The sequence below is a fragment of the Arthrobacter sp. HMSC06H05 genome (assembly GCF_001807395.1).
Lineage (GTDB): Bacteria > Actinomycetota > Actinomycetes > Actinomycetales > Micrococcaceae > Pseudoglutamicibacter > Pseudoglutamicibacter albus.
Genome location: NZ_KV788977.1, coordinates 265,191 through 279,595, shown reverse-complemented (window position 1 = coordinate 279,595; position 14,405 = coordinate 265,191). Strand labels below are relative to the sequence as shown.

The window sequence follows — 14,405 nt, the reverse complement described above, 5'->3', positions numbered from 1 at the left end:
TTCGCTTGGCGATTCGCTTGGCGATTCGCTCGGCGCCGCGCTTGGAGCCTCGCTTGGTTCCTCGGAAGGGGCCTCGCTTGGTTCCTCAGATGGCGTATCGCTCGGGCCCTCAGTCGGCTCCTCGGTTGGCTCGTCCGACGGGTCCTCGCTTGGTTCCTCAGATGGCGTATCACTCGGCTTTTCACTCGGTTCTTCGGTTGGCCCGTCCGACGGGTCCTCGCAATCGCATTTGGTGCCTACACGGATGATCTGTTTGACCGGCTCCGCGGTGCGCTTGGTTTCAACAACAGGTTCACCGGATGGTTTACCGTCAACCAGCTTCTGCGTCGAGGTCACGGTGTCCTCGCCGAGCTTGCCTTCTTGCTCGACCAGTTGCTTGCCGGCTTCGAGGGTGTCATCGAGCACGACCTCCGTCTCGAACGGAACCGGCTTCTTCACCGTGGTGACCAACTCCTGGGTACCCAGGCGAGGCCCGTATTCGATAATGCGGGGGACAGGTTCCTTAGTGGTCTTCTCCTCGACCACATCGGCCTGATCACCCTTAGCGGTGAACTTAGCGGTGAACGTCTTCTCGCCGTCCTCACCTTCCTGGACAACCTTGGTTTCGCCCGGCGCCAGGTCAGGGTTCTCACGAACCTCAGTAGGGAACGGGATCGGTACGGTCCACGTCACGTCCTTCGCGCTTTCGGCAGGCTTAGTGCCAACTCGAACAACCTCGTTGACAGGTTCTTCAATGCGCTCCCACGTGCCGTCCTTGTTCTGCTTCTCCTTACCCGGCTTGCCCTCGGTATCAACCTTGTACTCGCCAGCAGGCAGCGTGTCGTCGTACTTGTATTCGACCTTGAACGGAACCTCACGCGTCGGCACGTTCACAACCTTGACCACGGCAACCGCGGTGTCCTTCGAGCCATCCGCGTAGGTCACCGTGACGGGGATCTTCGCCTCGTCTCCGGCCTTCGCATCCTCCGGCGCGGTCGCGGTGATCGTGCCGTTGTCATCAACCGTGACAGTCCAGCCTGCAGGAACATCACCCACCGTGAACGGGTTCTCCTTGGCGACCTTCACATGATCCGGCTTATCAATCGTGACCGGCAACTTCGCGGTACCGCCCGGGTAGACCGTCTCCGCCGGATATGACGGTTCAGCTTCCCAGTTGTTGCTCAAATTGACCACCGTGGTGACTGGCACTTTCGGGGAAGAGCCGTCTGGGGCCTCAACGGTGACGTTGATGGTCTTCTGATCACCTGGCTTGGAATCGGCAGGAGGGGTCGCGGTGACCACTCCTGTGTCCGGGTTGATCGTGTACTTCCAGCCGTCAACTTCCTGTTCGAGGATCGGCTGGTCCCCGTCCTTACCGAAGGAGAACGTCGAGCCCTTCGGCGCGTTGCTGACCTGGTGGTCCACAGAGTTACCGGGGCCGGTGGATTCCACGGTGTAGGTCGGGATGTCATCACCCTTGATGACAAAGACCGTAGCGGTTGCTTCCTGAGGCTTAGCGCCCGATGCGTAGTGGGCCAGAACAGGGATGTCCAGCTGGTCGCCTGGCTCTGCGTCCCTCGGGACCTCGGTGCTGATCTCGCCCGTGTTCTCATCGATCGTGACGGTCCAACCGTTCTTGGAGAGCGTGGTTGTGCCGTCTTCGAAGGTGTAACGGCTTGGTGCCTCGTCGCTTTCCTTACCGCTTAGACCCTTCTCGGGCAGGGTTGGCTTCAAGCTGGCTTTCTCGCCAGGCTTCTTGGTTTCCGTGCCGTAGGTCGGGACCTTGATGTGGTTGACAACCTGGAACTGCACCTCGACCTCGTCGGTGGTGTGGTCCGGGTAGGTGGCCTTGACCTTCGGGGAGATCACGGTTCCCAGCGGGACGGTGTCGTCAGCTTTCGCAGTGACCTTGCCGTTCTTGTCCACGGTCACGGTCCAGCCCGAAGGCACAGAGGAATCGTCGACCTCGTACTTGGCCGGCGCCACAGCCTTGTGGCCCTTCATGATGGCCTTGGTCTTGATCTGGGAATCGATGTCCTGGTTCGGCTTACCTGGTGCAATAGCAGGCTTGACCAGGTCCGTTACCTGCGTGTTGTTCGGTTCAACAACTACCAGCAACGGAAGCTCGTCTTTCGAGCCGTTGGAGTAGGTGATCACAACCCGCGGCTGCGCGAACGTGCCCGGCATTGGATTCTTCGGTGCCGTGACGGTGACGTTATAGGTTTCCGGGTCCAGGGTTGCGTCCCAGCCTTCATAAACGTACTTCTCATCAAGCTCGACATCGGCTTCGAAACCGCCGTCTTCTTTCTTCTTCACCAGGTCCTTGATCAGGTCCGGTACCTGGGTGAAGGTCACTGACTGGCGATCTTTAGCCAGCGGGCCTTGAGGACTTTCAACACCAGAGATGATCGAGGCATCACGCTTGTCATATTTCGGGTCATGGAACTGGGTATCGTCGAGACTCCACTGGTGTGAGTCGATGACGTTGGCTTTGTTGTATCGGGGCAGAGCATTGGATTCCTGGAAAGCCTGCCCGTAACTATCCGCGTCCGCATCGATCGCAGCCTGCAGCTGTTCAACGGAGCGTGGCAGGGCGAGAACGCTGAAGCGGACACCCTGTTGGGCGTTGAGCTCCGTGCCCTTGTATTCAGGCATTGTGAAGTACACGTCTCCGTTATCTTCGACGCGCAAACGTGCTTGGCCACCGGAAGCTTCAGTGTTGCTGGTGCCGATAAACTTGCCCTGAGAGTCATAGGCTTCAACAACCATGCGCGGCATCGATGGGGCGTCGGCACTGATGCGGCCTACCTTGACCTTTTCACCCGGGGTGACCACAAGCTTTTCCCGGTTTTCCCAGGACACGGAAATAGGCGAGCAGTTGTCATTCTCGCTTGGCCACGGATTCACAACAGCCGTAAATCCAGCGTTTTGGCCCTGAGTCGCTTTGCGGCCGTCAATGTTATCTTTTGTGTACTTTCCTTGCCAGGCATAACGCACGGGGTTTCCAGCATCGGCCTGTGCATACTGCTTGACCTTATCCCCGGTCAGTTCTGAGCTGAGGATCAGATTCCTTTGGGAACGACTGGCTTTGATCTCGAGTTGTTCATCGGCCTTAGCAGTCACCGGTCCCTCAGCGCCAAAAAGAGTCTGGCCGACGTCCATAGAGGAAATGGTTCCGGGGTCCAGGACACCACTAAGGAGCCCAGAATTACTAAAACCCCAGGCTGCGAACGTTCGATCCTTCGAATTGTCGAACGCGAGGCTCAAGCCCCATATGGTCTTATCAGCGCTGTGCTGGCTTGGCTCTAGGGTCGTCCATGTGAAACCGGCCTGACTGCCAGATGAGCCGCCACCGAAAACTTCACACGAGCCGGCTAACAGGTCCGAGGGCTTCTGTTGCTCCTGCTCCACAGCGCCGGCTTTATCTCGGATTCCGCCCGAGAGTGCAGACGCTGTGGCGGCTGGCTCAGCGGAGAAGAAGCTAGGGGCAATCGCTAGCGAGCTACCTGTCAAAGCAATGACAGATAGCGCAGTTAACGACGAGCGCGCAGAACGTTTGAGCCCACGTGTGTTGTGTGGAGTACGCATCAATGAATCCTTATTGAAATCTTCTTCGGTGCTCGCGACACCCTCAAGCTGTGATTTAGCTATGAATCATCATATACGTTCACAAGGCGCATGTGGATATGAACACTTTCCGGAAAGTGACGCTATCTGCCGCGAGGTTAGTTGAGGTGTCACCCAACCCTCATGGAGGTTGATTGAGGTGTCACCCAACCCTCAATAATGCCCTCCTCCACTTCCATCCACCGCCACTCTTGAGGCCGGCTTATACCCGCTCTTTCTGCGTGAAACTGAGGGTTATCGCTTGCAGCGTAGATTGGGCGTCCTTTAATCCTCCACCGTGACCCCTGCCGCCAAAAACCGCGTAATCTCGCGGGAAAATAGGCATAGATAATTCACAGAAAATATATGAAACACCCAGAAACCACTTGACGGGGGAGGGATGTGGAGTAAAGTGGAGGGCGTTGGAGCGAGCTGGAGTTCAGGGAGTCAGACCCCCTGAACCTCACCACTTTCGGAAAGGGGTGGCGTTATGTTCCTTGGGACGTATACGCCACGTCTTGATGAGAAGGGGCGCATCATTCTTCCGGCCAAGTTTCGTGACGAGTTGGGCAAAGGGCTCGTCTTGACCCGAGGCCAAGAAAGATGCATCTACGTTTTCAGCGTGAAGGAATTCGAGGCGGTCCACGAGCAGTTGCGGGCCGCCCCGATGTCTTCCAAGCAAGCGCGGGACTACATTCGCGTGTTCCTCTCCGGTGCCTCTGATGAGGTGCCAGACAAGCAGGGCCGCGTGACCATCCCGCAACCGCTACGGACCTACGCAGGTCTCGATCGCGACGTGACCGTGATCGGCGCCGGTAGCCGCGCGGAGATCTGGGACACCGAGGCCTGGAACTCCTACCTCGCTGAGCAGGAAGATTCCTTCTCAGACACAAATGAAGAAGTGATACCCGGATTCTTCTGATCCACCTGCCGGCACGCCAGCCAGTCAACGCATCAGAAACACCGGAAAACCGAGGGGCGCGCTCTCCTCCCGCGAAACCCAGTGGATATCCCGACTCAACTTCCCCTGAGCCGGGCCAGCCGCCAGGGACGCGGTGGGGGAACGAGCCCCTCGGAGCATCTTCACCAACGAATGTTCACCAGCGAATTGCCAACACCAGGCCTTTAACACCAAGACTTCTACCTAAACCATCAGCACAAGCAACAGACCCCGTAGGGAGGTGGCAATACAGTGACAAAGAACAAGCGCGCGGCAGGAAGTCAGGCAGTTAATGCCCACGCTTTCGATGGCGCAGCATCAGGCCGCGTGCAGTCGGCAGCTGAGCGCCACGTCCCAGTGTTACTTGAGCGCTGCCTCGATCTGTTGCAACCCGGAATCGACGCCGCGCGTGACGCCGGCCGCACACCGTGGGTTATCGATGCAACCCTAGGCATGGGTGGCCACACCTACCAGTTGCTTGCACGCAACCCGGACGTCCACGTGATCGGTATCGACCGCGACACCAATGCGCTCGTCATGGCATCAGAGCGCCTCACCGAATACAGCGACCGGCTAGTGCCGTGCCACACCACCTACGACAACATCGACGAGGCACTCGAAACCGCTGGCATCGAAGCCGTCGATGGCATCCTGTTCGACCTCGGTGTCTCCTCGTATCAACTCGACGAACGTGAACGCGGATTCGCCTATTCTTACGACGCCCCGCTCGATATGCGCATGGACACCACCGCGGAACTCACCGCGGCCGAGGTCGTCAATACCTACACGCATCAGCAGCTAACCCGCGTGCTCAAGGCTTACGGCGAAGAACGCCATGCACGCCGCATCATCGACGCGATCCTGCGCACACGCGAAACTGAGCCGTTCACGACGACCGGGCAACTCGCCCAGCTCATCATCGACGCCTACCCGCGCGGAACCAAGGGCGGACACCCCGCCAAACGGACCTTCCAAGCGCTCCGCGTTGAAGTCAACAACGAACTGGCCGTCCTTGAATCCGCGCTACCTGCAGCCCTCGATGCCGTCGCTAACGGAGGCCGCATCGTGGTCATGAGCTATCAATCCCTCGAAGACCGGCTCGTTAAATACGCCTTCGCGCAAGCAACGACCTCATCCGCGCCGGTAGGGCTACCCATCGAACCCGAAGAACACAAAGCCCAATATCGGCTCATAACCCGCGGCAACGAGAAACCGACGGAAAGGGAAGTCGAAGAAAACTCCCGTGCCGCCGCAGCAAGACTACGAGCGGTCGAACGCATCCGCGAACCCCTCAGCCGCCACCACTACACAGACCGCTTTAGCCATCGCTCTAGGAGGAACTCATGAGCGCGCAACCACTGCTCAGGGCCGAACCCGCCCACGCGGAACCGCAAACCGAGGAATTCAGCGGAACCGCGAGTCAGCTTCGCGTAGCCGAAACCCCTCAGGGCGTTCGCACTGAAACGCGGAAACCGCTCTCGGTTATCGAGTACAAGCCCCGCAAGAAAGTGTTGAGCTTCATCCTGTTGTGCCTTGTGATCATGGCGGCGACGGTAGCGACGGCTCTGGGCATCAACGTCAAGGTAGCCAAAGGGCAATACGAACTCGTGCAGCTGCAAAAGCAGGAGCAGAAGCTCACGCAAGACAATGAAGCACGCAGCAGTGAACTGTTCAACAAGAAGTCCCCGCAGAACCTCGCGGCACGCGCGGCACAGCTGGGAATGACCGCATCCGGAAGTGCTGCCACGATCGATGTGGATAAAAAGGAGATCTACGGCAAAGCGACCGAAGCCAAGAAACAGGGCAACGATCTCGCCAAAGGCCCGCACGTCAAGGCCCCGCGCGAACCTGACTATAACGAGCGCGAACTCGCCCGCGCCCAACAAGAACTAAAGGCTAAACAGAACACCGCCCAGGGCGCACAGGCTCCCGCACCGACAAGCCCGGATGCGGCTGGCTCTGAGAAAGCGGGTTCGCCTCAGAGTGGCGCGGCGGAGAAGGGCGCTCGTGATGATGCGAAAGGGGAGCGCGGCAAGGTCAGCGACACCCCTTCCAAGAAGGGGAAAGCCAAAGAAGCTGCCGGGGATAATAAAAAGAACACCAAGCCGTTTTCCGGTAAGGACCTCAATGGCGGAAGCATTCCAGGTCCGCAGACCAGCTCAGATAACGCTGGTGACTAGACACTAATCACACGAGGGGAGTCATCCATGGCACGCAGCACGGCCGAGGTTCGCTCCGTCTACCGCATGCGGACGCTGCTCATGCTTGTCCTCTTGCTCATGCTCGTGCTTGCTGGGCGCATGATCTGGGTTCAAGGAATCGACTCCAAACAGGCCGCAGCAGACGCGCTCTCCTCACGCACAACCACTGAGGAGTTGCACCCGGTCCGCGGCCGCATCCTCGACAGCAAGGGCGAAGTCCTCGCGATGTCCGTAGTGCGCTACGACCTGATCGTCAACCAGAACCTCGTCACCGAAGAGTTCACCCGCAAAGACCCAGAAACGGGGAAGAGGGAAACGATCACCGCGCAGCAGGCCGCGGAAGAAGTCGCATACGAGCTCGGCAAAGACCCCGATAAAGTTCGCGACCTCATGCTCGGTGTTGAGGGGCAACCCAAGAACGGGTACTCGGTCATCGCGAAAAATGTGACCCCTAAAGTCAGGGAAGCCGTCCTACGGGTCGGGTTCCCGTGGATGACCAGCGAACAACGCGCCCACCGCGAATACCCCAACGGGCCCATCGCAGGTCAAGTGCTTGGCTTCACCAACGCGGAAGGCGTAGGTGCCAGCGGCATCGAGCTTTCACAACAGAAATACCTCGAAGGCATCCCAGGGGAACGCGTCTATGAACGCTCCGCAGACGGGGTCCGCATCCCCGGTGCGGCACTAGCCGAAAAAGAGGCCGTTGACGGCCAAGACGTGCAGCTCTCAATCGACCAAGACATCCAGTGGGCCGCCCAAGAAGCCGTGATGGCCAAACGCAAGCAGTTCAACGCCCTCTGGGTCAACGCGATCGTGATGGACGTTAAAACCGGGCGCATTCTGGCGTTGGCTGACTCGACACCGATGGACCCCAACGATCCCGCCGACACCGAAGCCGACTACCGTACATCCACAGCGATCTCCCAAGCGATCGAGCCGGGATCCACGGGTAAAGTCCCGACGTTCGCGCTCGCTTATGAGCAAGGCAAACTCAAACCCGAGGAAAACTTCAAAGTGCCGAATAAGAAAAAGTTCGGTACCGAAGTCATCTCTGACTCGATGCCGCACGCAACCTTTAACATGACTGGAGCCGGCATCTTCGCTCGCTCCTATAACACCGGAACCGTCATGATCGGCGAACGGCTCACCGATCAGGATCGTTACGAGTTCATGAAGAACCTCGGCATCGGCTCTTCCCTCGACGTAGGCCTCGGCCCCGGCAACCCCGGGATCCTCCTGAACTCAGAGAACTGGGACCAACGTCAACGCCTCACCACAATGTTCGGGCAAGGCTATTCGCTCTCACCCATGAACACCGCATCCATGTTCCAAGGCATCGCCAACGGAGGCGAACAAATCACGCCGACCATCGTCGAAAATTACGTCGACGCGGAAGGTAATAAGACTAAAGCGCCGACCGGCGACAAACGCCGCGTTATCAGCCCGGAAACCTCGAAAACCATGATGCGGACCATGGAATCGGTGGTTGACAACGGCACCGCGTACGCAATGAAGATGCCGGGCTACCGGGTAGCCGGTAAAACCGGTACCGCACAGGCCCAGGGCCCCAGCGGAAAGTTCGATCAACACTCGCAAGCCTTCGGCGGGCTGGTACCAGCCGAAGACCCCCAGTACCTTGTACTCGTGACCATGCACCACCCGAAAGGTAATTGGAAAGACTGGTCGGTCGGGGACACATTCACGCGCATCATGGAAGCCACCGTACGTAGCCGAGGGCTCGCGCCAACGGAATCGAAGTCGCAAGCATATAAAGTATTCTCCGGCGAACGACAAAACTATCCATGGTAAGGAAACCCGTGTCTGAGACCCCCACCAGTGCGGCGCAAGCTGAACGAGCCTTCCGGCCAAACCACACAGCCGGTGTGACGCTTGCACAGCTCTTCCCACACGCCACCCTCGGCAGCACCGAAGCTGAAACCCTAGTCACCGGGATAACGCTTGACTCCCGTGCCGTCCAGGAGTCCGACCTCTATGCGGCTCTACCTGGGGCGAAAACCCACGGGGCACGCTTCGCAGCCCAAGCAATCGAGGCCGGTGCTGCCGCGATCGTGACCGACGCCGCCGGTGCAGACATCATTGCTTCGGGGCAGGCTGGCGCTGAACAGACAAGCGCGACGAGCACACCCGTTGTGGTGACCGAAAACTTGCGCACCCAGCTGGGGGATCTCGCCGCAAGCATCTACAGTTCATCCACCAACAGCTCAGGTGAGAGCCCAGCGCCGCTGCCAGCCCTCATCGGTGTTACCGGAACCAACGGCAAAACCACCACAACCTACATGGTGCGCTCCCTCCTCACCGCACTTGGGCACCACACCGGGCTCATCGGGACCATCGAAATCCAGTCCGGAACCGAGACCATCGAGGCTAAACTCACCACTCCAGAAGCGACCCAGCTGCATTCTTTGCGGGCCCGTATGGGCGAATCCGGTGTGGACACCATCGCGATGGAGGTCTCTTCCCACGCGATCGAATTTCACCGCATCAGTGGGCTGCTCTACGACGTTGTGGGGTTCACCAACCTCACCCAAGACCACCTGGACTTACACGGCTCCATGGAGGAATACTTCAACGTCAAAGCCGAGCTGTTCACCCCCCAACACGCGCGTCGCGGGGTTGTGCTCGTAGACGATGAGTGGGGTAAGAAACTCGCTGAAACCGCGAGCATCCCGGTGCAAACCCTCTCGGTGAACGCTACTGAAACCAAGGACGGTGCGGAAGCCGACTGGAACGTGACAAATATCCGCCGTGAGCACCTCGGCTACCGTTTCACGCTCACAGGCCCAGCTGACGATGCCGGTGTGCCCCAAACCCTGGACGCCCACGTGGACATGCCAGGTGAATTCAACGTCGCCAACGCAGCGCTCGCGTTGGTTATGGTTATCGCCTCTGGCGTTCCGGCGGCCAAGCTACAAGAAGCAATAGCTGCCGAGCCATCCCCGCTGACCCCGAGCGTCCCTGGGCGCATGGAGGTCGTCTCAACCCGCCCCGCTGTAATCGTCGATTTCGCTCACAACCCTGACGCGCTTGAACGAGCGCTCGCATCCGTGCGCACGCAAGAAGGCCGAGTGATCGTAGTCTTCGGTGCAACCGGGGAACGCGATCAACTCAAACGCCCCATCATGGGCCGCATCGCAGCAGAAAACGCTGACATCGTGATCGTCAGCGATGACGATCCGCACGATGAAGACCCGGCAACCATCCGCGCCGCCGTCATCGAAGGGGCGCAGCAAGCGGCCGCACGCACCGGCGCGAGGGTCATCGAAGCCGCGCCACGTGCCACAGCCATTCACCAAGCCATCCAGATGGCCCAGGAAAACGACGTTGTGTTGCTTGCCGGCCGCGGGCATGAAACCGCCCAGGAAGTCAGCGGAATCATGGTCCCCATCGACGACCGTGAAGAGGCAAGAGCCGCACTCGTGCAACAAACCAGCAAGACCGAGTAGAGTCAGTCCACAGAACAATGATCACTCTCACCATTTCCCAACTTGCCGAAGTCACCGGAGGCCGCCTGTACGGCCCGGTGAATACTGACGCGCACGTCAGTTCACTCACGACCGATTCCCGCGAGGTCACCCCCGGCGCGCTGTTCGTAGCGAAGCCAGGGGAGAGGACCGACGGACACGAATTCGCTGCAAGCGCCATCGGCGACGGCGCGGTAGCGGTCCTCGGGGAACGCGAAGTCACCGACGCCGCAGGTCAGCCGTTGCCGATGGTCATCGTCAACAACGTTGTTGACGCGATGGGTGTGCTTGCCCGCCACGTGGTTGAAACGGTCCGCGATCACGGTGAGCTCACCGTGATCGGTATCACCGGCTCCGCAGGCAAAACCACCACTAAAGACCTCCTAGGCGCTATTTTGAGCCATAAAGGACCCACCGTGGTTCCGCAAGGCTCCTATAACGGCGAGGTAGGTTTGCCGCTCACCGTCTTCGAGATGACGGAAGATACCCGGTACCTGGTCGCCGAAATGGGGGCCACCCAGCGCGGGAACATCGCCTACCTCGCAGACATCGTCAAACCAGATATCGGCGTGGTCCTCATGGTCGGCACCGCCCACGTGGGCGAGTTCGGCGGCATCGAAAACATCGCTCTCACCAAACGTGAGCTCGTTGAAGCGGTCGGCCCTGAGGGCGCTGTGGTGCTCAATAAGGACGATTCCACGGTGTGGAACATGCGCGAAGCCGCACACGCACCCGTCTGGGCTTTCACCGAAAGCGACCCAGCAACCGCATCCCTCGGCGCTGCTGGAGACAGCGAGGACAACATCGCTGGTGCCGTCTACGGAACCAACGTGCACCTGGATGGTAGCGGACACCCCGTCGTCGCCCTCACGTTCCCAGACGGCTCCGTCCGGCAAGTCACCTCTGGCCTAGTTGGCCGTCACCACGTAGCCAACGTTTTGGCCGCGGCGACCGCCGCCAGCGCGGCCGGGATCGAATCCGGGCTGATCGCAGACACTCTCTCCGGGCTCGGGGCAATCTCACGGCACCGGATGGAACGCACTGACCGCGCAGACGGCGTCACCGTCATCAACGACGCCTACAACGCCAACCCGGAATCCATGATGGCAGCCCTTCAGCTGCTCGCTGAGATCGAACGTGGAAACCCGCACAGCGAGCCCCGCCGCACGTGGGCCGTGCTGGGGGAGATGCTCGAACTCGGCGAAGACTCCATCACCGAACACGACCGGCTCGGCCGCATGGCGGTACGCCTCAACATCTCTAAAACGGTGGTTGTGGGCCGCGGCGCTAAACCGATCCACTCCGCAGCGGTCCAGGAAGGCTCGTGGGGTGAAGAGGCATACTGGTTCGAAACCACTGAGGAAGCCGAAACTTTCCTCAACGATAACGTCCAGCCAGGCGACGTCGTGCTCTTCAAATCCTCGAACGGGGCAGGACTACGCTGGTTCGGTGAAAAATTCGCTAACGCTGAGCAGACACGGGAGGGCTGATACATGCTCGGACTCGTACTCGGTGGCGTCATAGCCCTCATCATTTCCTTCGCAGGCACCCCGCTGTTCATCCGTTTGCTGACTCGCCGCGGCTATGGGCAGTTCGTGCGCGAAGACGGCCCGCAAAGCCACATGTCCAAACGCGGAACCCCCACGATGGGCGGCGCCGTGTTCGTGACGGCCGCGATCCTCGCGTACTTCCTGACTCACCTGATTCTGGCGCTGTTGGGTTCGCCGACCGCGGGACCAACCGCATCGGGCCTCTTGCTGCTGTTGCTCATGGCCGGGATGGGCATGGTCGGTTTCTTTGACGATTACGCGAAGATCCGGCAGGAACGTTCGCTCGGGCTAACCCCGTGGCAGAAGATCCTCGGCCAGGGCATCGTGGGCGTGTCTTTCGCGGTGCTTGCGCTCATGTTCCCGGATGAGCAGGGCCGCACGCCTGGCTCCATGATGATCTCCGCGGCACGCGATATCCCGTGGCTTGATTTGAGCTTTGCAGGCCCTATCTTCGGCGGGGTCCTGTTCGTGATCTGGGCTAACTTGATCGCAACCGCAACCACCAACGGCGTAAACCTGACTGATGGCCTCGACGGCTTGGCGACAGGTATTTCGATCTTCGTGTTCTCAGCGTACGCTCTCATCGGGTTGTGGCAGGAAACCCAAAGCTGCGGCACGCATCGCGCCATGGCGGGGGGATGCTACGAAGTCCGCGACCCTATGGATCTTGCGATCTGGGCTGTGATCCTGATCGGTGCGCTCGTTGGTTTCTTGTGGTGGAACACCAAACCCGCACGCATCTTCATGGGCGACACCGGCTCGCTCGCGCTCGGTGGCGCTGTAGCGGCGTTCGCAATCCTGGGCCGCACCCAGTTGCTACTGATCGTGATTGCGGGCATGTTCGTGCTGATCTCACTGTCCGTGATCATCCAGGTCGGCTACTTCAAACTCTCCGGTGGCAAACGCGTGTTCCTCATGGCTCCACTCCAGCACCACTTTGAGCTCAAGGGGTGGCAAGAGGTCACCGTTGTGGTGCGTTTCTGGATCTTGGGCGGCCTGTTCGTGATCGCGGGCTTGTGCTTGTTCTATCTGGACTGGCTGGTGAGAGTATGACCAAGCAGCTACCCATGCTGGGAGGACTTGAACACCTCGATTCGTGGGGTGCCGATTGGGGCGGGCTGCGTGTTGTTGTAGCCGGCATCGGCGCGAGTGGTTTCGCAGCCGCTGACACTTTGGTTGAACTCGGCGCGAAGGTCGCTGTCGTCGATGGTGTTGATAACGAATACAACCGCGAACGCAAGCAGACCCTGGAAATTGTTGGTGCGGTATCGGTTGAACTCGGTACCGAGCACGTCGAGGCCATGCCTGCGGTCGATGGTGAACAACCTGATCTTGTGATCGTTTCCCCAGGTTGGCGGCCGAGCCACCCGTTGCTGGTTCAGGCGCGCGAAGCCGGGGTTCCTGTGTGGAGCGAGATTGAGCTTGCGTGGCGTGTACGCGATGGCCGCGAGTTGGCCGAACCAGCGGAATGGTTGTGCGTGACCGGCACCAACGGTAAGACCACGACCGTGACGATGGCAGCGGAGATGCTACGTCAGGACGGTTTCCGTGCGATCGCGGTCGGCAACGTTGGAACGCCGGTCTTGGATGCAATCCGGGACCCGCAAGGCTATGACGTTTTGGTGGTTGAGCTTTCCAGCTTCCAGCTACACCATACGTATTCGATCTCTCCGCTGGCATCCACGGTGCTCAACATCGCTGAGGATCACGTCGATTGGCACGGCGGTTTTGAACAGTACAAGGCCGATAAAGCCAAAATCTATGAGCGCACCAAGATCGCGGCGATCTTCAACGCGGAAGATCCGGTTACGCTTGCGATGGTTGAAGAAGCCGATGTGGTTGAAGGGTGCCGGGGGATTGGCTTCACAACTCAGAGCCCGGCCGTTTCGATGCTTGGTGTGGTTGAGGACCTGCTGGTGGACCGCGCCTATATCGCGGAGCGCCGCACGCAGGCCCAAGAGCTTGCGCAGCTATCTGATCTGGGGCCGCGTCCAGCCCATCACACTGTCGCGAACGCGTTGGCTGCCGCGGCACTGACGCGTGCTGCCGGTATCAACGCCGAAGGTGTTGCCGCTGGCTTGAGGGCCTATGACCGTGGTGAGCACCGCATCCAGACGATCGCCGAAGCTGATGGTGTCACGTGGATCGATGACTCTAAAGCAACCAATCCGCATGCAGCTCACGCGGCACTGGCTGCGTATCCGAGCGTGGTGTGGGTAGCTGGCGGATTAGCCAAGGGCGTTGAGTACCACGAACTTGTTCAGCAGCACAGCCACCACCTTCGGGCAGTGGTGTTGATCGGCACTGATACGAGCGCACTTGAGGAAGCTCTCACTCAACACGCGCCCAACGTCCCCGTTCTTCGGACCCAGGTGGGAGAAACTGGTAAGCCTAATAAGGTCACACCAGAACTTGGTGAGGCCGTCATGAAGCAAGCTGTCAGCCACGCGCTCAGCGTTGCACAGGAAGGCGACACCGTCCTGCTCGCGCCAGCATCGGCGTCCATGGATCAGTTCGCCTCCTATGCGGCCCGCGGCCACGCGTTCGCGAAGGCTGTCGCTGAGGCACTCGGTAAATCACCCGAATAAACCGCCGAGCGCTGACACACAGGCAACCAGCTGAGCAAGGCCACCGGCCGTGCACAGCA

The 14,405-nt window shown here is 59.7% G+C and carries 9 protein-coding genes; 8 read left to right on the top strand and 1 reads right to left on the bottom strand.

Translation table 11 applies throughout. The features are described from left to right. Window positions 1–3,567: YPDG domain-containing protein (locus tag HMPREF3160_RS03750; RefSeq protein ID WP_256173895.1), on the bottom strand; the 3,567-nt coding region annotated here is incomplete at its 3' end. A gap of 508 nt (window positions 3,568–4,075) precedes the next feature. On the opposite strand from HMPREF3160_RS03750, the gene mraZ reads away from it, so the two are divergent. The 8 genes from mraZ to murD all read left to right on the top strand — a co-directional run bounded on the left by mraZ (window position 4,076) and on the right by murD (window position 14,346). Next, the gene (mraZ, locus tag HMPREF3160_RS03745; RefSeq protein WP_035754472.1) at window positions 4,076–4,507 is read left to right on the top strand and encodes a division/cell wall cluster transcriptional repressor MraZ; all 432 of its coding nucleotides are present in this window, start codon (window positions 4,076–4,078) and stop codon (window positions 4,505–4,507) included. A 345-nt stretch (window positions 4,508–4,852) separates the two neighbouring features. Further along, the gene (gene rsmH, locus HMPREF3160_RS03740; RefSeq protein ID WP_052048254.1) at window positions 4,853–5,872 is read left to right on the top strand and encodes a 16S rRNA (cytosine(1402)-N(4))-methyltransferase RsmH; all 1,020 of its coding nucleotides are present in this window, start codon (window positions 4,853–4,855) and stop codon (window positions 5,870–5,872) included. Next, window positions 5,869–6,705, top strand: coding sequence for a cell division protein FtsL (locus tag HMPREF3160_RS03735; protein ID WP_070507111.1), 837 nt, complete (start codon window positions 5,869–5,871; stop codon window positions 6,703–6,705). The genes rsmH and HMPREF3160_RS03735 overlap by 4 nt, the downstream gene beginning before the upstream one ends. A 27-nt stretch (window positions 6,706–6,732) precedes the next feature. After that, window positions 6,733–8,535, top strand: coding sequence for a peptidoglycan D,D-transpeptidase FtsI family protein (locus HMPREF3160_RS03730; RefSeq protein WP_052048215.1), 1,803 nt, complete (start codon window positions 6,733–6,735; stop codon window positions 8,533–8,535). Beyond that, the gene (locus tag HMPREF3160_RS03725) at window positions 8,529–10,190 is read left to right on the top strand and encodes a UDP-N-acetylmuramoyl-L-alanyl-D-glutamate--2,6-diaminopimelate ligase (protein ID WP_070507109.1); all 1,662 of its coding nucleotides are present in this window, start codon (window positions 8,529–8,531) and stop codon (window positions 10,188–10,190) included. Before HMPREF3160_RS03730 ends, HMPREF3160_RS03725 begins: the two co-directional genes overlap by 7 nt. A gap of 17 nt (window positions 10,191–10,207) precedes the next feature. Further along, on the top strand, window positions 10,208–11,698 hold the full coding sequence (murF, locus tag HMPREF3160_RS03720; protein ID WP_070507107.1) for a UDP-N-acetylmuramoyl-tripeptide--D-alanyl-D-alanine ligase: 1,491 nt from the start codon (window positions 10,208–10,210) through the stop codon (window positions 11,696–11,698). Between the two features lie 3 nt (window positions 11,699–11,701). Further along, on the top strand, window positions 11,702–12,811 hold the full coding sequence (gene mraY, locus HMPREF3160_RS03715) for a phospho-N-acetylmuramoyl-pentapeptide-transferase (protein ID WP_035754478.1): 1,110 nt from the start codon (window positions 11,702–11,704) through the stop codon (window positions 12,809–12,811). Continuing rightward, window positions 12,808–14,346 carry a UDP-N-acetylmuramoyl-L-alanine--D-glutamate ligase gene (gene murD, locus HMPREF3160_RS03710; RefSeq protein WP_083285393.1) on the top strand — a complete coding sequence of 513 codons (1,539 nt, stop codon included), beginning with the start codon at window positions 12,808–12,810 and terminating at the stop codon, window positions 14,344–14,346. The genes mraY and murD overlap by 4 nt, the downstream gene beginning before the upstream one ends. Window positions 14,347–14,405: the final 59 nt, after the last annotated feature.

Coding starts and splice junctions, on each gene's coding strand:
- mraZ (WP_035754472.1), top strand. CDS start 4,076: ATGTTCCTTGGGACGTATACGCCACGTCTTGATGAGAAGGGGCGCATC.
- HMPREF3160_RS03735 (WP_070507111.1), top strand. CDS start 5,869: ATGAGCGCGCAACCACTGCTCAGGGCCGAACCCGCCCACGCGGAACCG.
- HMPREF3160_RS03730 (WP_052048215.1), top strand. CDS start 6,733: ATGGCACGCAGCACGGCCGAGGTTCGCTCCGTCTACCGCATGCGGACG.
- HMPREF3160_RS03725 (WP_070507109.1), top strand. CDS start 8,529: ATGGTAAGGAAACCCGTGTCTGAGACCCCCACCAGTGCGGCGCAAGCT.
- murF (WP_070507107.1), top strand. CDS start 10,208: ATGATCACTCTCACCATTTCCCAACTTGCCGAAGTCACCGGAGGCCGC.
- mraY (WP_035754478.1), top strand. CDS start 11,702: ATGCTCGGACTCGTACTCGGTGGCGTCATAGCCCTCATCATTTCCTTC.
- murD (WP_083285393.1), top strand. CDS start 12,808: ATGACCAAGCAGCTACCCATGCTGGGAGGACTTGAACACCTCGATTCG.